Annotated in this window: 21 protein-coding genes; 6 read left to right on the forward strand and 15 right to left on the reverse strand. The window is 63.0% G+C overall.

Going from position 1 to position 23,274, the window contains the following annotated elements:
• Nucleotides 1-54: 54 nt before the first annotated feature.
• From rpoS to AC07OK_RS03535, 6 genes are all read right to left on the reverse strand, one after another.
• The gene (rpoS, locus tag AC07OK_RS03510; RefSeq protein WP_494688968.1) at nucleotides 55-1,062 is read right to left on the reverse strand and encodes an RNA polymerase sigma factor RpoS; all 1,008 of its coding nucleotides are present in this window, start codon (nucleotides 1,060-1,062) and stop codon (nucleotides 55-57) included.
• Nucleotides 1,063-1,069: 7 nt separating this feature from the next.
• The gene (locus tag AC07OK_RS03515; RefSeq protein ID WP_494688969.1) at nucleotides 1,070-2,008 is read right to left on the reverse strand and encodes a peptidoglycan DD-metalloendopeptidase family protein; all 939 of its coding nucleotides are present in this window, start codon (nucleotides 2,006-2,008) and stop codon (nucleotides 1,070-1,072) included.
• A gap of 29 nt (nucleotides 2,009-2,037) precedes the next feature.
• Entirely contained in the window at nucleotides 2,038-2,901 is an 864-nt protein-coding gene (locus AC07OK_RS03520) for a protein-L-isoaspartate(D-aspartate) O-methyltransferase (protein ID WP_494688970.1), read from the reverse strand.
• Entirely contained in the window at nucleotides 2,898-3,635 is a 738-nt protein-coding gene (gene surE / locus AC07OK_RS03525) for a 5'/3'-nucleotidase SurE (protein ID WP_494688971.1), read from the reverse strand. The genes AC07OK_RS03520 and surE overlap by 4 nt, the downstream gene beginning before the upstream one ends.
• 69 nt (nucleotides 3,636-3,704) lie before the next feature.
• A complete protein-coding gene (locus AC07OK_RS03530; protein WP_494688972.1) occupies nucleotides 3,705-5,672 on the reverse strand; it encodes a tetratricopeptide repeat protein in 1,968 nt (655 codons plus the stop codon).
• Nucleotides 5,673-5,681: 9 nt separating this feature from the next.
• Complete coding sequence (locus AC07OK_RS03535) at nucleotides 5,682-6,287, reverse strand: toll/interleukin-1 receptor domain-containing protein (RefSeq protein ID WP_445232647.1); 606 nt, start codon at nucleotides 6,285-6,287, stop codon at nucleotides 5,682-5,684.
• Between the two features lie 178 nt (nucleotides 6,288-6,465).
• On the opposite strand from AC07OK_RS03535, the gene AC07OK_RS03540 reads away from it, so the two are divergent.
• Nucleotides 6,466-7,443 carry an NADPH:quinone oxidoreductase family protein gene (locus tag AC07OK_RS03540; protein ID WP_494688973.1) on the forward strand — a complete coding sequence of 326 codons (978 nt, stop codon included), beginning with the start codon at nucleotides 6,466-6,468 and terminating at the stop codon, nucleotides 7,441-7,443.
• Between the two features lie 76 nt (nucleotides 7,444-7,519).
• Here AC07OK_RS03540 and yoaA read toward each other — a convergent pair whose 3' ends face one another.
• Nucleotides 7,520-9,556 (reverse strand): DNA repair helicase YoaA, encoded by a 2,037-nt coding sequence (gene yoaA / locus AC07OK_RS03545; protein WP_494688974.1) that lies wholly within the window; start codon nucleotides 9,554-9,556, stop codon nucleotides 7,520-7,522.
• 30 nt (nucleotides 9,557-9,586) lie between these two features.
• Nucleotides 9,587-9,787, reverse strand: coding sequence for a YdcH family protein (locus AC07OK_RS03550; RefSeq protein WP_026334267.1), 201 nt, complete (start codon nucleotides 9,785-9,787; stop codon nucleotides 9,587-9,589).
• Between the two features lie 148 nt (nucleotides 9,788-9,935).
• Between AC07OK_RS03550 and AC07OK_RS03555 the strand changes: the two genes are divergently transcribed.
• A complete protein-coding gene (locus tag AC07OK_RS03555; RefSeq protein WP_494688975.1) occupies nucleotides 9,936-10,739 on the forward strand; it encodes a PP2C family protein-serine/threonine phosphatase in 804 nt (267 codons plus the stop codon).
• 15 nt (nucleotides 10,740-10,754) lie between these two features.
• On the opposite strand, the gene AC07OK_RS03560 is transcribed toward AC07OK_RS03555, so the two are convergent.
• From AC07OK_RS03560 to AC07OK_RS03585, 6 genes are all read right to left on the reverse strand, one after another.
• A complete protein-coding gene (locus AC07OK_RS03560) occupies nucleotides 10,755-11,456 on the reverse strand; it encodes a hypothetical protein (RefSeq protein ID WP_494688976.1) in 702 nt (233 codons plus the stop codon).
• A 17-nt stretch (nucleotides 11,457-11,473) separates the two neighbouring features.
• A complete protein-coding gene (zapE, locus tag AC07OK_RS03565) occupies nucleotides 11,474-12,571 on the reverse strand; it encodes a cell division protein ZapE (RefSeq protein ID WP_217945379.1) in 1,098 nt (365 codons plus the stop codon).
• Nucleotides 12,572-12,649: 78 nt separating this feature from the next.
• Nucleotides 12,650-14,080 (reverse strand): dihydrolipoyl dehydrogenase, encoded by a 1,431-nt coding sequence (lpdA, locus tag AC07OK_RS03570; protein WP_332852432.1) that lies wholly within the window; start codon nucleotides 14,078-14,080, stop codon nucleotides 12,650-12,652.
• Between the two features lie 14 nt (nucleotides 14,081-14,094).
• Nucleotides 14,095-14,406 carry a PspC domain-containing protein gene (locus AC07OK_RS03575; protein WP_494688977.1) on the reverse strand — a complete coding sequence of 104 codons (312 nt, stop codon included), beginning with the start codon at nucleotides 14,404-14,406 and terminating at the stop codon, nucleotides 14,095-14,097.
• Between the two features lie 57 nt (nucleotides 14,407-14,463).
• Nucleotides 14,464-15,708: a 2-oxoglutarate dehydrogenase complex dihydrolipoyllysine-residue succinyltransferase gene (odhB, locus tag AC07OK_RS03580; RefSeq protein WP_494688978.1), complete on the reverse strand. Its 1,245-nt coding sequence runs from the start codon at nucleotides 15,706-15,708 to the stop codon at nucleotides 14,464-14,466.
• Nucleotides 15,709-15,780: 72 nt separating this feature from the next.
• Nucleotides 15,781-18,636 carry a 2-oxoglutarate dehydrogenase E1 component gene (locus AC07OK_RS03585; RefSeq protein ID WP_494688979.1) on the reverse strand — a complete coding sequence of 952 codons (2,856 nt, stop codon included), beginning with the start codon at nucleotides 18,634-18,636 and terminating at the stop codon, nucleotides 15,781-15,783.
• 330 nt (nucleotides 18,637-18,966) lie between these two features.
• Between AC07OK_RS03585 and AC07OK_RS03590 the strand changes: the two genes are divergently transcribed.
• Complete coding sequence (locus AC07OK_RS03590) at nucleotides 18,967-20,280, forward strand: leucine-rich repeat-containing protein kinase family protein (protein WP_494688980.1); 1,314 nt, start codon at nucleotides 18,967-18,969, stop codon at nucleotides 20,278-20,280.
• Here AC07OK_RS03590 and AC07OK_RS03595 read toward each other — a convergent pair.
• Nucleotides 20,277-21,194 (reverse strand): LysR family transcriptional regulator, encoded by a 918-nt coding sequence (locus AC07OK_RS03595; RefSeq protein ID WP_494688981.1) that lies wholly within the window; start codon nucleotides 21,192-21,194, stop codon nucleotides 20,277-20,279. The two genes, AC07OK_RS03590 and AC07OK_RS03595, sit on opposite strands and share 4 nt — an antisense overlap.
• Nucleotides 21,195-21,298: 104 nt before the next feature.
• Here AC07OK_RS03595 and AC07OK_RS03600 point away from each other — a divergent pair, with 104 nt between their 5' ends.
• The 3 genes from AC07OK_RS03600 (at nucleotide 21,299) to AC07OK_RS03610 (ending at nucleotide 23,176) form a co-directional block, all read left to right on the forward strand.
• Nucleotides 21,299-22,162 carry an MBL fold metallo-hydrolase gene (locus AC07OK_RS03600; protein ID WP_494688982.1) on the forward strand — a complete coding sequence of 288 codons (864 nt, stop codon included), beginning with the start codon at nucleotides 21,299-21,301 and terminating at the stop codon, nucleotides 22,160-22,162.
• A gap of 79 nt (nucleotides 22,163-22,241) precedes the next feature.
• Nucleotides 22,242-22,619, forward strand: coding sequence for a BlaI/MecI/CopY family transcriptional regulator (locus tag AC07OK_RS03605; protein ID WP_217945371.1), 378 nt, complete (start codon nucleotides 22,242-22,244; stop codon nucleotides 22,617-22,619).
• Nucleotides 22,620-22,756: 137 nt separating this feature from the next.
• Complete coding sequence (locus tag AC07OK_RS03610) at nucleotides 22,757-23,176, forward strand: hypothetical protein (RefSeq protein WP_494688983.1); 420 nt, start codon at nucleotides 22,757-22,759, stop codon at nucleotides 23,174-23,176.
• Nucleotides 23,177-23,274: the final 98 nt, after the last annotated feature.

Genomic DNA, 23,274 nt, shown 5'->3' on the forward strand with positions numbered 1-23,274 from the left:
GAATGGCTGGCGCCGGCACGTAGTTGCCGGGGCCAACATGATAGCAGAAGGGAACTACAGCAGGGAATCGCGCACTACGCCGCGCGCCGCCATGGCGCGTTTCAGCTTGACCAGCGCTTCCTGCTGGATCTGGCGCACGCGCTCGCGCGTGACGCCCATTTCCTCGGCCAGCGTTTCCAGCGTGGCCGGATCGTCGTTGTCGAGGCCGAAGCGGCGCATGATGACGATGCGCTGCTTGTCCGGCAGCTTGGTCAGCCAGTCGCGCACCAGCAAGGTCATTTCGTGGTGCTCGGCGCGCGCGTCCGGGCTGTCGTCGGCGTCGCCGGGCAGCATGTCCATCAGCGACGATTGCGGATCGTTGTCCAGCGGCGCGTCGAGCGAGGTGGCGTGCTCGGACAGCGCCAGGATGTCCTGCACCTCCTCCACCGGGCGGCCGACCAGCTCGGCGATGTCCTCGGCGGTGGCGTCCTTGCCGTTGTGGTGCTGGGCTTCGAGATGGTATTTGCCGCGCAGGATCTGGTTCAGCTCGCGCACCATGTGCACCGGCAGGCGCACCGTGCGGGCCTGGTTCATGATGGCGCGCTCGATGCTCTGGCGTATCCACCAGGTGGCGTAGGTCGAGAAGCGGAAGCCGCGCTCCGGCTCGAACTTGTCGATGGCGCGCATCAGGCCGATGTTGCCCTCCTCGATCATGTCGAGCAGGACCACGCCGCGGTTGATGTAGTGCTTGGCGATCGAGACCACCAGCCGCAGGTTGTGCTCGATCATGGTCTGCCGGGCGCTGAAGTCGCCGGCCTTGGCCAGCGTGGCGTAGTGCACTTCCTGCGGCGCCGTCAGCAGCGGACGGGTGCCGATCTGGTTCAGGTAGTGCTGGGTGGTGTCGGTCGACAGTTCGGCCGCCAGCACTTTTTTCAATTCGTCGACGCTTTCCAGCACCGCGCCCGGTTCGACGGTTTCCGCCTCGCCATCCGCAGATTCGATGGCGACATCATCATTGCTCTCGTCCGGAAATTCATCCGGTGCCGAGTCGTCATCCATCGGGTCGTGCGGCGTCTGTGTCATGGTTCAGCTAGCGGTTAGGCAGGAATCTGGACGGGTCCACCGGTTTGCCCTGCTGCCTGATTTCAAAGTGCAGCTTGACGGAATCGGCATCCGAATCGCCCATTTCAGCAATCATTTGTCCCTTGGTCACGCTCTGGCCTTCCTTGACCACAATAGTACGATTGTGGGCGTAGGCCGACAACAAGCTATTACTGTGTTTCACAATAACGAGATTACCATATCCACGGATGCCGCTGCCGGCATACATCACTTTTCCGGCCCCGGCAGCCACGACTTGCTGGCCCGCCTTGCCGGCGATGTCCACGCCCTTGTTCTTGCCCTCGTCGAAGGTGGCGATGACGCGCCCGTCGGACGGCCACATCCAGCTCAATTTTTCCTCGTCGGCGCTGGCGCTGGCAGCGGCGGCGGCCGGGGGCGCGGCGGTGACGGCGGCCGATGGCGCCGGGGCCGGCTTGACGCTGGCTTCGGCCTTGCCGTTGCCGTTGCTGTCGGCGCGCTGCAATTCGGCCAGCGCGCTGTCCGAGTAGGGTTTCTTCTCGCCCTTGGGCTCGGTTTTCTTGACCACTGGCGGCGTCGGCGGCGTCTTTTCCACCGGCGGCATGACGATGGCGCCGGTCTGCACGCCGTTGGCCGCGCTGTCGGGCGGCAGCACGCGCAGCACCTGGTCCACCTTGATGTCGTTCGGGTTGGCCAGGTTGTTCCAGGTCACCAGGTCGCGGTAGTTCTGGCCGTATTCCAGCGCGATGCGGATCAGCGTGTCGCCCTTCTTGACGGTGTACAGGCCGCGCTCGTCGCGGGCGATCTGCGCCGTTTCGCTGGGGGTGGCGGGCTTGACTGGCGGCGGCACGGTGCGGTCGACGACCGGTGCCTGATTCGGGGTGGTGCTGCAGGCGCTCAATAAAGCGAGCGCAAAGCTCATGGCGAGCAAGTTACTTTTATTTGTCATTCTCATCTTAGTCTAATGATACGGGCACGTCATATCGTGCCCGGACGCAGCGGCACGAAATGGCAGTCTTCCAGCGTGACGCTGGCCCATTCTGCCTTGCCGATGCGTGTAATTAATTCCAGGTGCTGCGCGCGGACGCCCACCGGCGCCACCAGCCGACCGCCTATGGTCAGCTGCTCCAGCAGTGCTTGCGGCACTTCCAGGCCGGCCGCGGCCAGGATGATACCGTCGAACGGGGCCGCTTGCGGCAGGCCTAGCATACCATCTCCGTAATGCAAACGCAGGTTCGGCACGCGCAGCGGGCGCAGATTGGCCTTGGCCAGCTCGTGCAGCGGCTTGATGCGCTCGATCGAATACACCTCCTGCGCCACGCACGACAACACCGCCGCCTGGTAGCCGCAACCGGTGCCGATCTCCAGCACGCGCTGCAAGGGACCGCCGTTGCGCATCACCTCGATCATGCGGGCGACGATGTAGGGTTGGGAGATGGTCTGGTGGTGGCCGATCGGCAGCGAGGCATCGATGTAGGCTTGCGAGGCCAGCGCCTCGTCCATGAACAGATGGCGCGGCACGCTCTCCATCGCCCCCAGCACCACCGCGTCCTTGACGCCCTGCTTGGCGATCCGCTGCACCATGGCGCGGCGCACCGCGTCCGACACCAGCGGATTGCCGCGCGGCGCCGGCGCCGCCACCGGCTGCGCCCGCTCCAGCGCGTAGCTGTGCGACTTGGACGGCGCCGCCGTGGCATAACCGTGCTGCGGCGCCACGTGGCGGGCCGCGTTCTGGGTCGCCGTCTGCGGCGTCGCCACCGGCGCGAACACCGTCGCCTTCTTGGCCCCCTTATCGACTACCGAGGATAGCGGGAGGGGAAAGCTACGGTTCTTGTCGTTCATGCCAGGGCCTTTGCCAATGCATCAAGTTGAGTTTTGTGGGTCAGGTCGATCTGCAGCGGCGTGATCGAAGTCTGGCCCTGGGCGCAGGCGAAGAAATCCGTGCCCTCGCCCGCGTCCTTGGTCGCGCCCGGCGGGCCGATCCAGAAAATTTCCTTGCCGCGCGGGTCCCTGGCCCGTATCACCGGCTCGGCCTGGTGACGGCGGCCCAGCCGCGTGGCGACCGGGGTGGTCAGCTGATCGTAGGGCCGGTTCGGGATGTTGACGTTCAGCAGATACGGCGCCGGCAACGTTTCATAATAGCGCTGGATGATGTCGCGCGCATGACGGGCGGCGTCCTCGATATGCTCCCAGCCGTGGGCGCCCTGCGAGAAGGCGATGGCCGGGATGCCGAACAGATAGCCCTCGGTGGCGGCGGCGACGGTGCCGGAGTACAGCGTGTCGTCGCCCATGTTCGGGCCGTTGTTGATGCCCGACACCACCAGGTCGGGCTTGTAGTCCAGCATGCCGGTCAGCGCCACGTGGACGCAGTCGGTCGGCGTGCCGTTGACAAAATAGAAACCATTGGCGGCCCGTTGCACCGACAAGGGACGGTCCAGCGACAGGGAGTTGGAAGCGCCGGAGCGGTTGCTGTCCGGCGCCACGACCACGATGTCGGCGATGGACGCCAGGGCTTCCGCCAACGCGTTGATGCCCGGCGCAAGGTAGCCGTCGTCATTACTGATCAGGATTCTCATACGGAGATTTTACCTGAAGCAATGGCCTGACTGCGCGTACCTGCGGCCTCCAAACCAGATAAATTTGCGCTAGCGCGACGGCGGCCTGGAAGCGGACAAATGACCGTCCAACGCCAGCAACTCTTCGGCCGCGCGGGTCCACAGGTCGCTGGCGCCGTGCCGGTCACGCGGGCGCGGCGGCCGGGACAGCGCGTCGCCGTAATCGGCCCCGGCGGCGTCCTGATGCAGCTCCGGCACCAGCACCGGCTCGCCCATGCGCCCGCCGACCGGTCCGCCCAGCTGCACCTGCACGTCCGCCAGCTGGGCGCGCGCCTTGCGGGTGTCCGGGTGGTCCGGCCCCAGGCGCCGGATCTGCGCCTGGAGCACGGCCTCGAACAGGCTGCTGGCGGCGTCCAGCTCCTGCATCCGCAGCAAGGTGCAGCCCAGCGCGGTCTTGCTGCGCAGGGTGTCGACATGCTCGGCGCCCAGCAGGCGTTTGCGCGCCGCCAGCACCTGCTCCTGGGCGATGCGGGCGTGTTCGGTGTCGCCGCGCCGGAACAGCATGTCGGCCCGGCTGGCCTTGCAGGCCAGGGTCAGCAGGTGTTCCGAGCCCAGCAGGCGCAGATAGGCGTCCAGCACCGCGTCCAGCATGGCCAGCGCTTCGGCCGCCCGCCCCTGCTCGGCCAGCGTGGCCGCCAGGTTGGCGCGCGCCGACAGCGTATCGAGATGCTCGCGCCCCAGCAGGCGCTCGCGCGCCTCGACGATGCATTCTTCGAGGAACTGTGCTTCGTCCAGCTGGCCCTGCACGCGCAGCACGCCAGCCAGATTGCTCTTGCTGGCCAATGTGTCGGAATGGTCTTCGCCCAGGCCGCGCTGGCGCAGGCTCATGCTTTCCTCGAAACACGTCAGCGCCTGCCGCAGCCGCCCTTCACGACGATAGAGTTCGCCCAGCAGGTTGAGGTCGCGCGCCAGCGGCTGCGACAGCGCCCGCACGCCGCCATCCTCCAGCGCCCGGCGCGCATCGCCGATCGAGGCCAGCAGGTGTATCTCGCGGCTCGATTGCCACGGGAAATAGCCGCCGGCCAGCCAGTCGAGGAAGGCCTCGAAGGTGCGCGTCAGCGAAAAGCGGTCGCCGCCCTGATCCATGCGCACCGCCAGCTGCTCGCCGTAGGCGAAGGTGCGCGTCTGCTGCAGCTGGACTTCGTCGAAATAGCTGTCCAGCGACATCTGCGACATGCCGTAGCAGGAACACAGCAACTGTTCGAAGATGGGCTGGTAACCCAGTATGCGTTGCTGCTGGTCGCCGCGCCGCCATTGCGCGCGCTGCGCGCTGTCGCCCATTTCGATGCGCGATGGCAGAGGATAGACCAATAATGGCCGCTGTTCATCCTCGTGGCTGCGGCGGTAGGCGGTCGCACGGGTGACCAGCGCCTGCACTCCCTCCAGGCTCTGCCGGTTGGGCGTGAACACCACCACCAGCTTGCGCGGCAGCAAAGTGGTGCAGATGCCGGCGCTGTCGGTGCGGCCGGTGCGGGAATCGACCAGCACGTAACGGAAATGCCGCGCCAGATTGTCGGCAAAGCAGCGGAACAGCGCCGGGCAGCTGTTGAACAGCTCGTCCCAGTGCATCGCCGCCAGCCGCTCGCCGTAGCTGTCGTCGAAGCGGCCGGCGCGCATCAGGTACAGCTGGCTGCTCTGGTCGACCCGGCTGACATATTGCTCCCAGCCGACGGCGGCCAGCACTTCGCGCGCCAGCTCCTCCTCGTCCAGTAAGGCCGCCGCTCCCTTGCGTCGGCGCATTAGTTGCTCGCGGCAAGCTTCGAACAGTTCCAGCACACCCGGTCCCTCGTCGTGGTGGTCGAAGTAGTGATGCAGGCCCGGCGCCTCCAGGTCCCAATCGATCATCAATACCGGCGTGGTGGCGTTCTGTTGTCGCGCCAACAACACTGCGATATTGGACAGGGCCATCGTGCGCCCCGTCCCTCCCTTGTAAGAATAGAAAGTGACGACTTCGCCGGTTCCAGTCAACGGCGGCAGCGACAAGGCAGTGATGTCCATGGCAAACCTTTAGCGTGGGAAATGTGGAGGAGGATGGGCACGCCATTCAGGCGGGATCTCCGGCATGACAAAACGACCACAGTCATGCCCCGGCGGCGTGCATCGTTTTAAGTAGTGGTAATGCTCGGCAATGCGCAAAACAATTTTTTCTATATCCGGCAGAAATTCGGGATTGGTTTTCAGATCGCCGCTGGCCAGCGTGTAGCGGGAAAAATCGACATACATGCCCGGTCCGGAAATTTGCGGCGGCAAACCGTCCGGATGGCGGGTCATGATGACGGGGATGATCAGGTGGCTGGGCAGCGGATACCACTGCTTGCGTTCACTCTCAATAAGTTGCATTGCTGCAAACTCACGGCGGGTGTAGGCGTGGGCTTCGTACTTCGGTGTATAAATAACAATCATGCAAGCGCTCTCACACATGGCGCGCGCGATCTTCTGGTCCAGATCGTCGCCGCCGCCAAGTTGCTCGCTATCAACAAAGAGTTCGTTCTCGTTGTCGAAGTGCGGCTCCAGGTAGCACTTGAGCGCTTCGACCAGGTCGTTCTTGAACTTGCTCATGTACGCGTGCTGGCCGTGTGCATAACTGAAAAAGCAGCCGTGACGGATAGTCATGACATCCTCCGTTGCTGCCCTACAGCGGTGCAGCGTTTAACCAACTCTAACAATCACCTCGACCGACACTTTGTGCAAACGCAAACGTGCGGCAGACCGAACTTTGTGCAAACCGGTGGCGGATTCAGGTATTATAAAAATCTAACGACCGTTCTATTTTCAAACCAAGGAGACCGTAATGAAAGCTGTCGTATGTCAAAACTGGGGCTTGCCGGATACCCTCACCGTTCAGGAATTGCCCGATCCGCAAGCCGGTCCGGGGCAGGTCGTGATCGATGTCAAAGCGGCCGGCGTGAACTTTCCGGACGTACTCATCATCCAGGGCAAGTATCAATTCAAGCCGGAACTGCCCTTCGTTCCCGGCAGCGAAGTGGCCGGCGTGGTGCGCTCGGTTGCTGACGATGTGACAACTTTCAAACCAGGTGACCAGGTCATCGCTTTCACTCCGACCGGTGGTTTTGGGCAACAACTAGTGGCGTCCGCACAAGCCCTGGCACCCATGCCGCCAGGCATGGATTTCGAGACGGCGGCGGCCATCACCCTCACCTACGGCACTTCGCATCATGCGGTGGTGGACCGTGCCGCGCTAAAAGCTGGCGAGACCATGCTAGTACTTGGCGCGGCTGGCGGTGTGGGGCTGGCTGCGATCGAGATCGGCAAAGCCCTTGGAGCCCGCGTCATTGCTTGCGCTTCGACTGATGAGAAGCTGGCGGTGTGCAAAGCACATGGCGCGGACGTGCTGATCAACTACAGCAAGGAAGATTTGCGCGAGGCGATCAAGGCGGCCACCGGCGGCAATGGGCCGGACGTGATTTACGACCCGGTCGGCGGCGAATATGCGGAGCCGGCGTTCCGCTCGATCGCATGGCGCGGGCGGTATCTGGTGGTGGGATTCGCCAACGGCGAGATTCCGAAATTACCGCTCAACTTGACCCTGCTCAAAGGTGCGTCACTGGTCGGCGTGTTCTGGGGCGAGTTCGTCAAACGCGAACCGAAAGCCAACCTGGCCGGCATGCGTCAGTTGATGGAATGGTTGCAAGAAGGAAAGATCAAGCCGCATATTTCGGGCCGCTACACGCTGGAGCAGACGGCGCAGGCGCTCAATGATATGGCGGCCAGGAAAGTCACGGGCAAGGTGGTGATATTACCCGGTTGACAAGCCGGACGCGCCGGCGGCGTTTGTGTAACGCCGCCGCCGGCGACGCGGCAATCGCCATTATTGGTACCGGAAGTTACTGATCAGAATTCTTGTTTTTGAAGAATTCGATCACTTCCGTCTGTTCGCGGGTGCGCTTGAAGGACGGCAAACTCTGCCAGATCCGCTTGCCGTACGGCTTGGAAATCACCCGCGGATCGCACAACATCAGCACGCCGCGATCGCCTTCGTCGCGGATCAAACGACCGGCACCTTGCTTCAGGTTAATAATCGCCTCCGGCAAAGTGTGGTGCATAAAGCCGTTTTTACCCTGTTTTTCCATCACTTCGATGCGCGCGGCCAGCACCGGATCGTCCGGCGGCGCGAATGGAAGCTTGTCGATAATCACTAAAGACAGCGCATCGCCGCGCACGTCGACGCCTTCCCAGAAGCTTTGCGAGCCGATCAGCACGCCATTTCCCGCCTTGCGGAACTGATCGAGCAGCTCGGTGCGGCCCTTGTCGCCCTGGACAAACAGCGGATATGGCAGGCCGCGCTTCTCGAATTCGTCGCGCAAACGCTCGGCGGCGCGCTTGACGGCGCGCAAAGTCGTGCACAAAAGGAAGGTTTTTCCGCCCGCCGCCTCGATGATCGGCAGCGCATGGTCCAGCACGGCGTCGGTATACCCCAGGGAATTCGGGTCCGGCAAGCCTTGCGGGACGTACAAAATCCCCTGCTGCTCGTAATTAAACGGGCTCGGCCAAGTCTTCGACGGCTCGCCGTCCAGCCCCATTTGCTCGGAAAAATGACTGAAATCATTCTTCACGGCCAAGGTCGCGGAGGTGAAAATCCAGCTGCGCGGCACGCCTTCGCGCTGGCCGTTGAAGATAGGCGCGATCGATAAAGGCGTCTTATGCAGCTGCAAGGACGACGCGTAAGCCTCGACCCAGAACACCGCCTCGGCGCCTTTTTCCACCCGTGCCTTGGGATCGAATTTCCAATCTTTTAATTTTTGCGCCAGTTCCAGGCCGCGCTGGCGGCATTGCTCCAGCGTTTCGGCGCGGGCGGCCTGGGTTTCCAGCACCGCCAGCATGCCGTCCAGCTCATCCTTAAGCGTCTGCAAGGCCGGGAAAAAGTCGCTCGACGGCGCGATCTGCGGCAGCGACAAACGGACGATATCTTGCGGGAAAGTCAGGCGCAGGTCGCGCGCGGCCTTCTCCACCACCGTGACGACCTTGCCCCAGTCGGCGCCGTCGCGGGCGTTGGACAAGCCTTCGGCCAGCACGTCGCGGCACAATTCCAGCACTTGCGAGGTGGAAAACGTGTCGCCGAAGAACAGGGTGGCGGTGTCCGGCAGCTGGTGCGCCTCATCGAAGATCACGGTGTTGGCGGACGGCAGCAACTCGGCGATGCCGGAATCCTTCAGCGCCACGTCGGCAAAGAACAGGTGGTGGTTGACCACCACCACATCGGCCTGCTGGGCCTCCTTGCGCGCCTTCATGACGAAGCAATCCTGGTAATACTGGCACTCGGCGCCCATGCAATTGTCGCGGGTCGAGGTCACCAGGTTCCAGATCAGCGCGTTTTCCGGCACGCGGGCCAGCTCGGCCTTGTCGCCGGAACTGGTCATTTTCAGGAAACGCGAGATTTCACGCAGGTGGCCAACGTCGTCGCGCGAGGTCATGCGACCGTTTTGCAGCGTGCGTTCCAGATGGTAATGGCAGACGTAATTCGAGCGGCCCTTGAGCAGCGCCACCGACACCGGCGCCTGCAAGGCGGCGCGCACGGTCGGGATGTCGCGCAGGAACAGTTGATCCTGCAAGTTCTTGGTGCCGGTGGACACGATGGTCTTGCCGCCCCACAACAGCGCCGGCACCAGGTAGGCGAAGGTCTTGCCCGTGCCCGTGCCGGCCTCGGCGATCAGCGTGGTCTGGTTGGCGATGGCGTCGGCCACCGCCTTGGCCATCTCGGTCTGCGAGCGGCGCGGGCGGTACTCGCCCACTGCCGGACCCAGCGGTCCGCCGGCGCCGAACAGGCGTTCGACCTCGGCGTCATGCTTTCCGGGGGGCTGGTCGGGCGTGGCGCCGACTACGGCGGGGATGGTGTCGGCGGGCGTGGGAAGGTGGTCGGTCAAGGTAAACTTAGTTGTTGCGCTGAGCCGGACTCAGGCCGGAACGTCGGGCACTAATTGCATTTTCAGCAGAGTGATATGGTCTTTCAATTGCAGCTTGCGCTTTTTGAGGCGGCGCAATTGCAGCTGGTCGTGGTGGCCGTCCAGCGTGAGCAGGTCGATGACCGCGTCCAAATCGCGGTGTTCGACGTCGAGTTCTATCAGACGACGCTGGATATCTTGTACATCAGTCATAATTCTCAGTCTTTACCCACACAAATAGTTTCACTGGAACAACAAACGTATTGCAAACAAACCGCGACACGGTGCATAGTTTAATCTACGGCGGGCTTGCCGCCAACATAATGATCGCTCACCCGTAGTCTAGGATACAGTGTCGCTTATGAGCGCATACAAAATAGAAGCAGGTACTGCCCAGCATATCGGAAACCGGTCCCAGCAAAACGACCGGGTGGCCTTGTACACGGCTGCCCAGGCACCCGGCTACGTGATGGCGGTGCTGGCCGACGGCAACACCAGCGCCATCGGCTCGGACCAGGTGCTGTTGACCAGCAAACACTTGTTTGACGAGATGCGCGTCGGCGACACCCCCAGCATTCCACGCCTGCAAGAAATGCTGCGGGCCATCGCCGAAGAAGCGCACCAGGTCATCAAGATGAACCCGATCGCCAAGACCGCCGAGCCGCAAAGCGCGTTGGCGCTGATGGTGCTGACGCCGGCCGGCCAGGCGGTGTGGGCCCATGTCGGCGATGCACGGGTGTATCGCTTTGAAGGCGAGACCTGCGCCATGCGCAGCAACGACGGCGCCTACATCGAACATCTGGTCCGGCAGGACAAGCTGCCGCTGGAAGCCGCTAAAAAACACCGCAGTTCCAAACTGCTCAACAACACGCTGGGCAACAGCTTCAAATCGCCCTTTGTCACGGCCGGCTACCACGACGGCTTGCAGGCGGGCGATGCCTTCCTGCTGTGCTCGGACGGACTGTGGCAATTTTTCAAGGACACTGAACTGGCGGCGGCGGTCGCGCGCAACACCCCGCGCCAGGCGGCCGAACGCCTGATCAGCAAGGCCGGCGAACGCGCCCAGGGCAAGGGCGACAACTGTTCGATGGCCATCATCAAGCTGGCCGAGCAGCCCAAGGAAATTCCGAACTACACCATCCAGAAAATGCGCCGCGCAGTCTGAGGCGCGGCGCGCCTGCTACTTCCTGGCGGAGGCCGCGGCTGCGGCGGCCTCGGCGGCCGCCTCCTTTTTCTTCTCGGACGCTTCATGTGCGGCGCGCCTGGCGTCGCTTTCGGCCTTCTTCTTGGTTACCTGCGCCAGGCGTTTTTCCGATTCAGCCTGTTTCTGCGCGAACGCGGCGACATTGGCGGCGCGCTTGCCGGCGTCGGCCGCATCCTGCGCTGCCTGACGCTTGACCTTGGCCGCATGCTCGGCTTCGCGGTTCACCAGCTTGCCGCCGTTAGGCGCCGGGCGCGGCGTTTCATCCACGACCTTGGCTTCCTTCGGCGGCTGGGCGGCGCGTTGCGCTTCGTCCGCCGCATCCTTGCGGGCGCGCTCGGCCAGGTCGGCGTCGCGCTTCTCGACCGAGTCGGCGCGCTTGAAATGCTGGGCCTCCACCTCGGTGGCGCGCAGCCTGGCCAGCGCGGCGCGGCGTTTTTCCTTGGCCTGGTCCAGGCAGTAATTGACGAAGAATTTGGTGTAGCACACGCTCTCGCTGGCGGCGAATTCACCATGGACCACGGCGCGGTCCTTGGCCACTTGCGCCAACGTGGCATTGGCCTGCTCAACTGAATGGGTCGGCTCGGTCGTCTGCGCTTGCACCGGTGCGGCCAGCGCCGCCAGGGCCGCCAGCGCGGCGACCGCAATCATCTCGCCCAGCGGTTTCAAACTTGGTCTCATATTTTTATCCTGTTGCATCACGCCAGCGCGCCGGCCGCGGCGCGCTGCTCTTTATCCATGTACTCGCGCGATTGCATCTCGACGATGCGCGATACCGTGCGGTGAAATTCGTTGGCCAGCGTGCCGTTGGTGTACAGCTCTTCCGGCTCCACCTCGGCCGACATCAGCAGCTTGACGCCCTGGTCGTAGAACACGTCGATCAGCCAGGTAAAGCGCCGCGCCTCCGACGACATCGCGGCCGACATCATCGGAATCCCGGACAATATCACGGTATGGAAGCGGCTGGCGATTTCCAGGTAATCGTTCTGCGAGCGGGGACCGCCGCACAGGGTGTTGAAGTCGAACCAGATGATGGTGCCGGCGCGGCGCAGCGCGCGGATTTCACGCGCCTCGATGCGCACCACCGGATCTTCGTCGGCGGTCTCGGCGATGCGGGCGTAGGCCTCGCGCAGCGCCTCGTCGGTATGGGCGTTGAGCGGCGTCAGGTAGGAATCGACCTGCTCCAGCGCCCGGCCGCGGTAGTCGACGCCGGCGTCGATGTTCATCACGTCCAGCTTGTCGTACAGCAGCTGGATGGTCGGCAGGATGCGGTCGCGGTGCAGGCCGTCCGGGTACAGCAGTTTCGGATCGTAGTTCGAGGTCATGATGAAGGACACGCCGTTGTCGAACAATGCGCTCAACAGGTTGTACATGATCATGGCGTCGGCCACGTCCGAGATGTGGAATTCGTCGAAGCAGATCAAACGGTATTTCTTGGCGATGCGCTTGGCCACCTCGTCCAGCGGATTGGCGACGCCGGTCAGCTCGTCGAGCTGGCGGTGCACGCCGCGCATGAACTCGTGGAAGTGCAAACGCGTCTTGCGCACCAGCGGCACCACCGAATAAAAGCTGTCCATCAGGAAGGACTTGCCGCGCCCCACCCCACCCCACATGTAGACGCCTTTCGGCACGCCGGGACGATTGATCAGCCGCTTGAACGTGCTGGAACGCTGGCCCTTGTAGGCCACCCATTCGTCATAGCACAGTTGCAGGCGGTCGACCGCGCGCCGCTGGGCGGCGTCGGCCTTGAAATTGCGCTCTTGCAGCGCATGCTGATAAAACTCTTCGACGTTCATGTGTTCGATTCTTTGTGGCGGCGCGCAAATAAAAACGGGCGGACCGCAGTCCGCCCGCAGTCCGCTTATGGGTGCTACTTAGAAGTTCAGCGTGCGCTTGTCGATCGCCAGCGCAGCTTCTTTGGTCGCTTCCGACAGCGACGGGTGTGCGTGGCAGATGCGCGCGATGTCTTCAGCCGAAGCCTTGAACTCCATCGCCACCACCGCTTCGGAGATCAGCTCGGACGCCATCGGTCCGATGATGTGCACGCCGAGGATTTCGTCGGTGGTCGCATCGGCCAGGAACTTGACCATGCCCGAGGTGTCGCCCAGCGCGCGTGCGCGGCCGTTCGCCAGGAATGGGAAGGTGCCGGCCTTGTATGCCACGCCGTCCGCCTTCAGTTGCTGCTCCGTGCGGCCTACCCACGCGATTTCCGGCGAGGTGTAGATGACCCAAGGGATGGTGTTGAAGTTGGTGTGGCCGTGCTGGCCAGCCATGCGCTCTGCAACGGCAACGCCTTCTTCTTCCGCCTTGTGCGCCAGCATCGGGCCGCGTACCACGTCGCCCACTGCCCATACGCCTGGCAGGTTGGTCTTGCAGTCGTCGTCGACCGCTACGAAACCGCGCTCGTCCAGCTTCAGGCCGACCTTGTCGGCGGCCAGGCCGTCGGTGTTCGGGGTGCGGCCGATCGAGATGATCAGCTTGTCGAACACGGCGGTCTGCGCTTCACCCTTGGCGTTTTCATAGGCCACGGTGACGTTGTTGGCGCCCTTGGTGATGGTGCCGATCTTGCAGCCCAGGTTGATGTTCAGGCCTTGCTTGGCGAACAGCTTGCCGGCTTCCTTGGCGATCTGCTCATCGACCGCGCCCAGGAACACAGGCAGGCCTTCCAGCACGGTCACTTCGGAACCCAGGCGGCGCCATACGGAACCCATTTCCAGGCCGATCACGCCGGCGCCGATCACGCCCAGCTTGGCAGGCACGCCTTCGATGGCCAGCGCGCCGGTGTTCGACAGGATCAGTTTTTCATCGAACTCTGCGCCTGGCAGCGGGCGCGCGTTGGAGCCGGTGGCGATGATGACTTGCTTGGCGTTGATGGTCTCGTTGGCAGGCGCGGAGATCGTCAGCGGGTAGCCGTCAGCGGTGGCGGCGCCGGCGAAAGCTGCGCGGCCGTGGAAGAAGGTGACCTTGTTTTTCTTGAACAGGAACAGGATGCCGTCGTTGTTTTGCTTCACAACGGTGTTCTTGCGCTTCAGCATTTGCGGCAGGTTCAGCGACAGGCCGGCGACATCGATGCCGTGTTCCTTGAACGCGTGACCGGCGTGCTCGAAGTGCTCCGACGATTGCAGCAGCGCCTTCGACGGGATGCAGCCAACGTTGGTGCAAGTGCCGCCTGGGGCCGGGCCGCCCTTTTCATTTTCCCATGCGTCGACGCAAGCGACCGAGAAACCCAGTTGCGCTGCGCGGATCGCCGCGATGTAACCGCCAGGACCGGCGCCGATGACTACTACGTCAAATTGTTTGCTCATTTTTTATTTTCCAATCAGTTCTCTTCTGGTACGAAAATCCATAGCAGAATGTAGATGGCGAGTCCGAAGCCAAAGGTCAGCACAAACAGTACGAACAGCAAACGCCAGATCCAGGATTCAACCCCGGTGATCTGGCCCAGCCCGCCGCATACGCCACCCAGCCAGCGATCGGTATTCGAGCGGCGCAATCGGGTGATGTCGTTGGAGATGCCGGAAGAGGCTTCCTTGTCCAGCAACCGGGCTTTGGCAGCGGCGAACTCTTCGTCCGACAGCGCGCCAGCCTGGTGCAATTCGTGCAAACGCTTGATTTCTTCAGATACGCTCATTGATGACCCTCTGAGAATTCCCCGAGGCCCGGCCGGGCCTCGGGAGTCACGGCAAAATTACAGGTCCAGCAGCAGGCGTGCCGGATCTTCCAGCGCCTCTTTCATCGCGACCAGGCCCAGCACGGCTTCGCGGCCGTCGATGATGCGGTGGTCGTAGGACATTGCCAGGTAGTTCATAGGACGGATCACGATCTGGCCGTTTTCAACCACGGCGCGGTCCTTGGTCGCGTGCACGCCGAGGATGGCCGATTGTGGCGGGTTGATGATCGGGGTCGACAGCATGGAGCCGAAGGTGCCGCCGTTCGAGATCGAGAAGGTGCCGCCGGTCAGGTCGTCCAGGGTCAGCTTGCCTTCCTTGGCCTTGACGCCGAATTCACCGATTTTCTTTTCGATGTCGGCGATCGACATCTGGTCGGCGTTGCGCAGGATAGGCACGACCAGGCCGCGTGGCGAACCGACCGCGATACCGATGTCGAAGTAGCCGTGGTAGACGATGTCGTTGCCGTCGACCGAGGCGTTGATGATCGGGTATTTCTTCAGCGCTGCCACAGCGGCCTTGACGAAGAAGGACATGAAGCCCAGCTTGACGCCGTGCTCTTTCTCGAACTTGTCTTTGTACTTGTTGCGCAGTTCCATGACCGGCGCCATGTTCACTTCATTGAACGTGGTCAGGATGGCGTTGGTCGATTGCGATTGGATCAGACGCTCGGCGATACGTGCGCGCAGGCGGCTCATCGGCACGCGCTCTTCCGGACGTGCGCCCAGGCTGGCGACGGTCGGAGCGGCGACTTGCTGCAGGGCCGGCTTGGCGGCGGCTGGCGCCAGTGCGGCAACGGCTGGGGTCGAAGGAGCGGAAGCGGCCAGGGCGTCGCCCTTGGTCACGCGGCCGTCTTTGCCCGAACCGGCGACATCGCCAGCGCTCAGGCCTTTTTCCGACAGGATCTTGGCGGCGGCAGGCATGGCCACGTCGCCTTTGGAACCGCCGGTTGCGGCGGCTGGGGCAGCGGCTGGTGCGGCGGCTGCTGGAGCTGCGGCGGCTGGAGCTGCGGCTGCGGCGACGCCGTCGGTGTCGATAACAGCGATCAGTTCGTCAGCAACCACGGTGCTGCCGTCGCCCTTGATGATCTTGATCAGAACGCCGGCGGCTGGCGCAGGCAGTTCCAGGACTACTTTATCGGTTTCGATGTCAATCAGGTTTTCGTCGCGAGCGACTGCGTCGCCGACTTTTTTATGCCAGGTCAGCATGGTTGCTTCTGCTACCGATTCCGACAGCTGGGGGACTTTGACTTCGATTTGTGCCATGTAAAACTCCGTTTATTTTATTGTTGCGGCGCCCCGCCGCGTAGCAGCAGGGCGCTCCGTCATGAAGTGCGATTATTTGGTCAGGATGAAACCTTTGAGCTTCGAGAACGCCGTCTCCAGCAGGTCTTTTTGCTGGGCGTAGTGCTTGTCGTAGTAGCCGACAGCCGGCGATGCCGACGCTGGGCGGCCGGCGTATGCCAGGCGCTGACCGGCGTCCATGCTCTCGAAGATGTTGTGCTGAATCTGGAACCATGGGCCCTGATTCTGCGGCTCGTCCTGCGCCCACACCACTTCCGCCAGGTTCGGGAACTTCTTCAGTTCGGCAGCGAACGATTTGTGCGGGAACGGATACAGCTGTTCAACGCGGATGATGGCGGTGTCGGTCTGGCCGCGGGTCTTGCGTGCGTTGACCAGGTCGTAGTAGACCTTGCCCGAGCAGGCGACCACGCGCTTGACTTTCTTGGCGTCGATTTTCTCGTCGACTTCGCCGATCACGGTCTGGAACGCGCCCTTGGCCAGTTCGGTCAGCGCCGAACCTGCGTCCTTATTACGCAGCAGCGACTTAGGCGTCAGGATCACCAGCGGCTTGCGGAACTGACGCACCATCTGGCGACGCAGCACGTGGAAGATCTGCGACGCGGTGGTCGGCTGCACCACTTGCATATTGTTGTCGGCGCACAGCTGCAGGAAACGCTCTGGACGCGCGGACGAGTGCTCAGGACCCTGGCCTTCGTAACCGTGCGGCAGCATCATGACCAGGCCCGAAGCGCGGCCCCACTTCACTTCGCCGGAGCTGATGAACTGGTCGATGACCACTTGCGCGCCGTTGACGAAGTCGCCGAACTGGGCTTCCCAGATCGTCAGCGTGTTTGGTTCAGCGGTCGAGTAGCCGTATTCGAAGCCCAGTACCGCCTCTTCGGACAGCACGGAGTCGATCACGGTGAACGGCGCCTGGCCTTCGGCGATGTTCTGCAGTGGCACGTAGGTGCCTGCATCCCAACGCTCGCGGTTCTGGTCGTGCAGCACGGCGTGACGGTGCACGAAGGTGCCGCGGCCGGCGTCCTGGCCGGTCAGGCGCACTGCGTAGCCCGAACCGACCAGCGATGCGTAGGCCAGGTGTTCGCCCATGCCCCAGTCCAGGTTCAGTTCGCCACGGCCCATGTTGGCGCGGTCGCCCAGTACTTTCTCGACCAGCGAGTGGACTTTGAAGTTTTCCGGCACGGTGGTGATGCGGGTGGCCAGGCGCTTCAGTTCGGTCATCGGCACGGCGGTGTCGGCCGAGTCGGTCCACTTGCGGTTCAGGAACGGCAGCCAGTCGACCGCGTACTTGTTCTTGAAGTTGGAGATCACTGGATCGACGGTGTGCTTGCCGGCGTCCATCGCATCGCGGAAGGCCGCTTGCATCTGCTCGCCGCCATCGGCTGCGATGACGGTCTGCGCCACCAGCTTGTCCGCGTACAGCTTGCGGGTGCCTGGGTGGGTGCCGATTTTCTTGTACATCAGCGGCTGGGTCAGCGCTGGCGTATCTTGTTCGTTGTGGCCCAGTTTGCGGTAGCAAATGATGTCGACAACGATATCTTTCTGGAACTGCAGACGGTAATCCATGGCGATCTGCGAAGCCAGTACCACGGCTTCAGGATCGTCGGCGTTCACGTGCAGCACCGGTGCTTCGATCATCTTGACGACGTCCGAGCAGTAGATGGTCGAGCGCGCATCGCGCGGGTCGGACGTGGTGAAGCCGATCTGGTTGTTGATGACGATGTGCACCGTGCCGCCCGTGCCGTAGCCGCGGGTCTGCGCCAGGTTCAGGGTTTCCATCACAACGCCCTGGCCTGCGAAGGCCGCATCGCCGTGCACCAGGATAGGCAGCACTTGCTTGCCCAGGGTGTCGCCGCGACGGTCCATACGCGCCTTGACCGAACCTTCAACCACAGGGTTGACGATTTCCAGGTGCGACGGGTTGAACGCTAGCGACAGGTGGACCGGACCGCCAGCGGTCGAGATGTCCGACGAGAAGCCTTGGTGGTATTTGACGTCGCCGGCTGGCAGGTCGTCGCCGTGCTTGCCTTCGAATTCTTCGAACAGTTCCTTGGGCGACTTGCCCAGGGTGTTGACCAGCACGTTCAGGCGGCCGCGGTGGGCCATGCCGATAACGATCTCCTGCACGCCTTTTTCGCCGGCGCGCTGGATGATTTCGTCGATCGAGGCGATGAAGGTTTCGCCGCCTTCCAGCGAGAAGCGTTTCTGGCCGACGTATTTGGTGTGGAGGTAGCGTTCCAGGCCTTCGGCCGCGGTCAGGCGTTCCAGGATGTGCTTTTTCTTCTCGGCCGTGAAGCTCGGGGTCGAACGGATCGATTCCAGGCGTTCCTGCAACCAGCGCTTTTCGGCCGGATCGGAGATGTACATATACTCTGCGCCGATCGAACGGGTGTAGGTGTCGCGCAGGAAGTTCAGCAGGTCGCGCAGGGTCGCGGTCTCAGGGCCGAAGTAGGTGTTGCTGATGTTGAAGACGGTGTCCATGTCCGCATCGGTGAAGCCGTAGAAGGTCGGCTCCAGCTCAGGAATCGATGGACGTTCCTGGCGTTGCAGCGGATCCAGGTTGGCCCAGCGGGAACCCAGGTAGCGGTAAGCGGCGATCAGTTGGGTCGCGGCGACGCGCTTGCGGCCCATTTCAGCGTCGGCGGAGGCAACTACGGTGCGGATCGGGCCGGCTTTCGCGCGTTCGGCGAAGGAGGCGATGACCGAAGCGTGAGCGACGTCTGGCTTATTGGAACCGTCGACGGCCGGCACATGCTGCATGGCGTCGAAGTAGGCGCGCCAGTTGTCTGGCACGGAACCTGGATTGTTGAGGTACGCCTCGTACAGTTCTTCGACGTACGGTGCGTTCCCACCAAACAGGTAGGAATTGGACGTATATTGTTGCATCATCTTGCTCACCTTTCTTCGCGCTTCGCGAGGAATTAGCGGGTTAATCTAACCTTCCGCGACACGGCCTGACCGGTTAGCGGATTGCACATCAAGTTGTGGGGAAGGGCTATAGTTCTTCAGTACTACAAAAAATCGGTCATTCAGGATAGCACCGGTATTGTATCCCAACAACCAATTCCGCGACAAAAAGCGTAACAAATGTTTCGGTACGCGTTTTCACTTAAACCGCATGGCTGCTCGGTTCGCCCGTAATGTTTCCATATTTTTAACGGCTTTTTTGCGCAGTCCCGAAGGTTGTAGAATAGCGCTTTCTGACCCCGCCTGCCCCACATGCACACCTTAGAGCAGTTACGCGCCGGACAACTGGCTGGCATTCAGCGCCTGCAAATGTCCTGCGGTCTCACCGAGTTCCCTCAAGAGATATTCGATCTGGCCGACACGCTGGAAATCCTGGACTTATCGGCCAACGCCCTGTCCTCGCTGCCGGACGACCTGCCGCGCCTGCGCAAGCTGCGCGTGATTTTCTGCTCCGCCAACCAGTTCACGACGCTGCCGGCGGTGCTGGGCGCCTGCCCCGCTTTGACGATGATCGGCTTCAAAAGCAACCAGATCCGCGAAGTTCCGGCCGCCGCGCTGCCGGCGGACCTGCGCTGGCTGATCCTGACCGACAACCAGGTCGCGGAACTGCCGGCCGCCATCGGCCAGTGCATGCAACTGCAAAAGCTGATGTTGGCGGGGAACCGGCTGAGCACCCTGCCGGCCGAGCTGGCCGCCTGCTCGCGACTGGAACTGCTGCGCATCGCCGCCAACCGGCTGGCCGAGCTGCCGGCCTGGCTGCTCGACATGCCGCGCCTGTCCTGGCTGGCTTACGCCGGCAATCCCTTCTGCGCGGCGGACGAACTGGCGGCCGAAGCCGGCGTGGGCATCGCCGGGATCGCGTGGGATCGCTTGCAATTCCAGCAGAAGCTGGGCGAAGGCGCATCCGGCGTGATCCACCAGGCTGCGCTGCGCCAAGCCGACGGCGAACGGGCTGTGGCCGTCAAGATGTTCAAGGGCGCGGTGACCAGTGATGGCCTGCCCCGCTGCGAGATGACGGCCTGCGTGAGTTCGGGCGAACATCCCAATCTGATTCCCGTGCTTGGCGAGGTGTACGATCACCCGGAAGGCGCAAAAGGCTGCGTGATGCCGCTGATCGATCCCGGCTTCGGCAACCTGGCCGGCCCGCCCAGCCTGGACAGCTGCACCCGCGACACCTACCCGGACGGCAAGCGCTTCAGCCCGGCGGAATTGTTCGGCATCGCGGGCGGCATTGCTTCGGCAGCGCGCCACTTGCACGAGCGGGGCATCATGCACGGCGACCTTTACGGCCACAACATCCTGCATTGCGGCCAGGGCCGCAGCCTGCTGGGCGACTTCGGTGCGGCCTCGCTGTTCGCGCCGGGCGCGCCGCACGCGGCGGGTTTGCAACGGCTGGAAGTACGGGCTTTCGGCCATTTGCTCGATGAGTTGATGGCGCGTTGCGATCTGCCGGCCGCGCAGCAGGCGGCGCTGGCGGAACTACAAGCAGCCTGCGTTCAAACCGATCCCGCCGCCCGGCCATCGCTGGCGGATGTGGAGCAGCGGATCATGGCGCTGCAAGTTTAACGCGGCGTGGCGTGGCCCAGCCATGCCGGGTCGCGGGCGAACCAGTCCAGCAAAAAGTCCAGCATCGCCCGCAGCGCCGGCGACATGTGCTGGCGCGAGGTGTAGATGCCGTAGATGCCCATCTGCTGCGGCGCGTAGTCCGGCAGCAGCGCCACCAGCCTGCCATCGCCGATCAGCGGCGCCGCGCTGTACCAGGGTTGCAGCGCGATGCCGGCGCCCTCCTCGGCCGCCTTCAGCAAAATCAAGTCCTCATTGGCCGACAGGTTGCCGCTGACCGGTACCGACACCGCTTCGCCGTTCCGATCCGTGAACTGCCACAGGCTCTTGCCGAAATAGGTGTAGGTCAGGCAGTTGTGCGCGGCCAGGTCCTCGGCCCGCAACGGCGTGCCGCGTTCGGCCAGGTAGGACGGCGCCGCGCACACCACAGAATCGCACCAGCCCAGCTGGCGCGCGATCAGGTTCGGCTCCAGCGCGTTGGTGATGCGCAGCGCCAGGTCGATGCGCTGCTCGACCAGGTTGACGGCGCGGTTATTCATTTGCAGGTCGACCGCCGTGCGCGGGTAGCGCTTCAGGAAGGCCGTGACGGCGATCGCCAGCGCGGCCTGCGCCAGCGATTGCGAACAGGTGATGCGTAGCAGGCCTTGCGGCGTATCGGCATCGGCGCCGCTGCTCACTTCCATCGCCTCGGCCAGTTCCAGCATGCGGCGGCAGCGCGCCAGCGTAACGTCGCCGGCGTCGGTCAAGCTCAGGCGGCGCGTGCTCCGGTGCAGCAGACGGGCGCCGGCCCACTCCTCCATCTCGGCCAGATAACGCGTGACCATGGCGCGCGACATGTCCAGCGCCTCGGCCGCCGCGATCATGCTGCCGCGCTCGGCGATGCTGACGAAAACCTGCGCTGCCGTGATCCTGTCCATCGATTCATCCGATTGATGCAATTAACAGGTGCAGATTACCCTATTTTTCTATCGAATAAAGAAATTTAAGATGGCGTCACTCCAACTTCACACGAAAGACCATCATGATCAAGCAAAGCCTGTTGTCCGCCGCCCTCGCCGCCACCGTTGCCGGCGCCACCGCCGCACCGCTGACACTGGAAGTGTTCAATCCGGGCGAAGCGGCCATCTTCCCGGTCGCCTCGGTGATCGTCAGCGGCGCCAAGGATGCGGTGCTGATCGACGCCCAGTTCTCGCGCGGCGAAGCACTCAAGCTGGTCGAGCAGATCCGCGCCGGCGGCAAGCATCTGACCACCGTCTACGTCAGCCACAGCGATCCGGACTTCTATTTCGGCCTGGACGTGATCCACGCCGCCTTCCCGGACGCGAAGATCGTCGCCACGCCGCAAACCATCGCCGGCATCGAGAAGAAGAAGGATGCCAAGGTGGCGTTCTGGAGTCCTATCCTGAAAGACAACGCACCGAAGAGCATCATCGTGCCGCAGCCGCTGCAGGGCGACACCATCAAGCTGGAAGGCCAATCGCTGAAGATCGAGAGCCTGAAAGGCGCGACGCCGGAACGCAGCTACGTGTGGATCCCGTCGATCAAGGCGGTGGTGGGCGGCGTGGTGCTGTTCAACGACCTGCACGTGTGGACCGCCGATACGCAGACCGCCGAATCGCGCAAGCAGTGGCTGGCGACCTTGGACGGCATCGCCGCGCTGAAGCCGGCCACCATCGTGCCGGGCCACTTCAAGCAAGGCGCCGCGCTGACGCCGGACAGCATCGCCTTCACCCGCGACTACCTGGTGCGCTTCGAAGCCGAGACGGCCAAGGCAGCCAACTCGGCCGCGCTGATCGCCCGTATGAAGGAGCTGTATCCGAACGCCGGCCTGAACGGCGCGCTGGACACCAGCGCCAAGGTCGCCAAGGGTGAAATGAAGTGGTGATGTAAAAAACGCGGTAGAACTAGACAAATGCATCTAGATATTTTATTCTAGATGCATTGTCCCGCATTCCATCACCATCATGACCACAGCCCCACCGAAGCCCACCCCGTCCGAACTGGAAATGCTGCGCCTGTTATGGCAAAGCGGGCCGGCGACCGCCAAGCAGGTGCACCAGGCGGCGATGGAGGCGCGTCCCGACATGAACTACGCGACGGTGCTGCGGCTGCTGCAGGTGATGCACACCAAAGGCCTGCTGACCCGCGACGAAAGCCAGCGCGCCCACGTCTACGCGCCGGCGCAGGAGCAGGATTCGCTGCAAACCAATCTGCTGAAAGAGCTGATCCAGAAAGCCTTCTCCGGCTCGGGCAAGGCACTGGTGCTGGCCGCGCTGCGCGGCGGCCATGTCAGCAAGAAGGAACGCGAGGAAATCCAGGCGCTGCTGGATCAGGAAAAATAAACCGAGGGTCAAGTCTGACATTCGGACACAGGCCCAACCTTAATCACCTCACTACGGTTAAGGCCGTGTCCGAATGTCAGACTTGACCCTCCGTTGCTATCTACTACAATGAGGCCCCATTCATCAGAGCCTTACCCATGATCAGCCGCCTCAACCACTGGCCAGAACGCCCTCACCCCGTCATTGCCGTCATGCTCGCGCTGGCGATTTGCGCCGTGCCCATCCTGCTGCCGCATTTCCGTTTGCAGGATTTGCTGGCCAATCTGTTCGCGTATTTCGCTTGCCTCATCGTGGCCTATCCGGTCGCGGCGCTGCTGCGCCGCCGGGTCACCAGCCTGCCGTCGATCTGGGCGATCGCCATGGTGCTGTTGCTGGGCGTTTGCCTGTACCACACCAACATCATCGCGGACACCGCCAATCTGCCTTGGCCGCAGCGCCAGCAGGTCGTCATCGACAAGTTCCTGTTCAACCTGCCGCAAGCGACGCTGGGCGTGATCGCCTGGTGGCTGCTGGTGGTGCGGCCTGACCGGCGCGCCGATCAGTCAGAAGCAGACTGACAGCACGCCGCAGAAGTTCTGCGCTACCAGCCCCATCGCCAAATCCTCCCGCTGGCCGTGCGGCAGCGCTATGCGCGTCGAAAAAAGTAGTTTTTTTA

It is taken from the genome of Duganella sp. GW821-FHT07G03, assembly GCF_059418605.1.

What these genes read in the sequence shown, in the direction of transcription:
- rpoS (WP_494688968.1), bottom strand. Translation starts at nt 1,062, where the DNA reads ATGACACAGACGCCGCACGACCCGATGGATGACGACTCGGCACCGGAT.
- AC07OK_RS03515 (WP_494688969.1), bottom strand. Translation starts at nt 2,008, where the DNA reads ATGACAAATAAAAGTAACTTGCTCGCCATGAGCTTTGCGCTCGCTTTA.
- AC07OK_RS03520 (WP_494688970.1), bottom strand. Translation starts at nt 2,901, where the DNA reads ATGAACGACAAGAACCGTAGCTTTCCCCTCCCGCTATCCTCGGTAGTC.
- surE (WP_494688971.1), bottom strand. Translation starts at nt 3,635, where the DNA reads ATGAGAATCCTGATCAGTAATGACGACGGCTACCTTGCGCCGGGCATC.
- AC07OK_RS03530 (WP_494688972.1), bottom strand. Translation starts at nt 5,672, where the DNA reads ATGGACATCACTGCCTTGTCGCTGCCGCCGTTGACTGGAACCGGCGAA.
- AC07OK_RS03535 (WP_445232647.1), bottom strand. Translation starts at nt 6,287, where the DNA reads ATGACTATCCGTCACGGCTGCTTTTTCAGTTATGCACACGGCCAGCAC.
- AC07OK_RS03540 (WP_494688973.1), top strand. Translation starts at nt 6,466, where the DNA reads ATGAAAGCTGTCGTATGTCAAAACTGGGGCTTGCCGGATACCCTCACC.
- AC07OK_RS03550 (WP_026334267.1), bottom strand. Translation starts at nt 9,787, where the DNA reads ATGACTGATGTACAAGATATCCAGCGTCGTCTGATAGAACTCGACGTC.
- AC07OK_RS03555 (WP_494688975.1), top strand. Translation starts at nt 9,936, where the DNA reads ATGAGCGCATACAAAATAGAAGCAGGTACTGCCCAGCATATCGGAAAC.
- AC07OK_RS03560 (WP_494688976.1), bottom strand. Translation starts at nt 11,456, where the DNA reads ATGAGACCAAGTTTGAAACCGCTGGGCGAGATGATTGCGGTCGCCGCG.
- zapE (WP_217945379.1), bottom strand. Translation starts at nt 12,571, where the DNA reads ATGAACGTCGAAGAGTTTTATCAGCATGCGCTGCAAGAGCGCAATTTC.
- lpdA (WP_332852432.1), bottom strand. Translation starts at nt 14,080, where the DNA reads ATGAGCAAACAATTTGACGTAGTAGTCATCGGCGCCGGTCCTGGCGGT.
- AC07OK_RS03575 (WP_494688977.1), bottom strand. Translation starts at nt 14,406, where the DNA reads ATGAGCGTATCTGAAGAAATCAAGCGTTTGCACGAATTGCACCAGGCT.
- odhB (WP_494688978.1), bottom strand. Translation starts at nt 15,708, where the DNA reads ATGGCACAAATCGAAGTCAAAGTCCCCCAGCTGTCGGAATCGGTAGCA.
- AC07OK_RS03585 (WP_494688979.1), bottom strand. Translation starts at nt 18,636, where the DNA reads ATGATGCAACAATATACGTCCAATTCCTACCTGTTTGGTGGGAACGCA.
- AC07OK_RS03590 (WP_494688980.1), top strand. Translation starts at nt 18,967, where the DNA reads ATGCACACCTTAGAGCAGTTACGCGCCGGACAACTGGCTGGCATTCAG.
- AC07OK_RS03595 (WP_494688981.1), bottom strand. Translation starts at nt 21,194, where the DNA reads ATGGACAGGATCACGGCAGCGCAGGTTTTCGTCAGCATCGCCGAGCGC.
- AC07OK_RS03600 (WP_494688982.1), top strand. Translation starts at nt 21,299, where the DNA reads ATGATCAAGCAAAGCCTGTTGTCCGCCGCCCTCGCCGCCACCGTTGCC.
- AC07OK_RS03605 (WP_217945371.1), top strand. Translation starts at nt 22,242, where the DNA reads ATGACCACAGCCCCACCGAAGCCCACCCCGTCCGAACTGGAAATGCTG.
- AC07OK_RS03610 (WP_494688983.1), top strand. Translation starts at nt 22,757, where the DNA reads ATGATCAGCCGCCTCAACCACTGGCCAGAACGCCCTCACCCCGTCATT.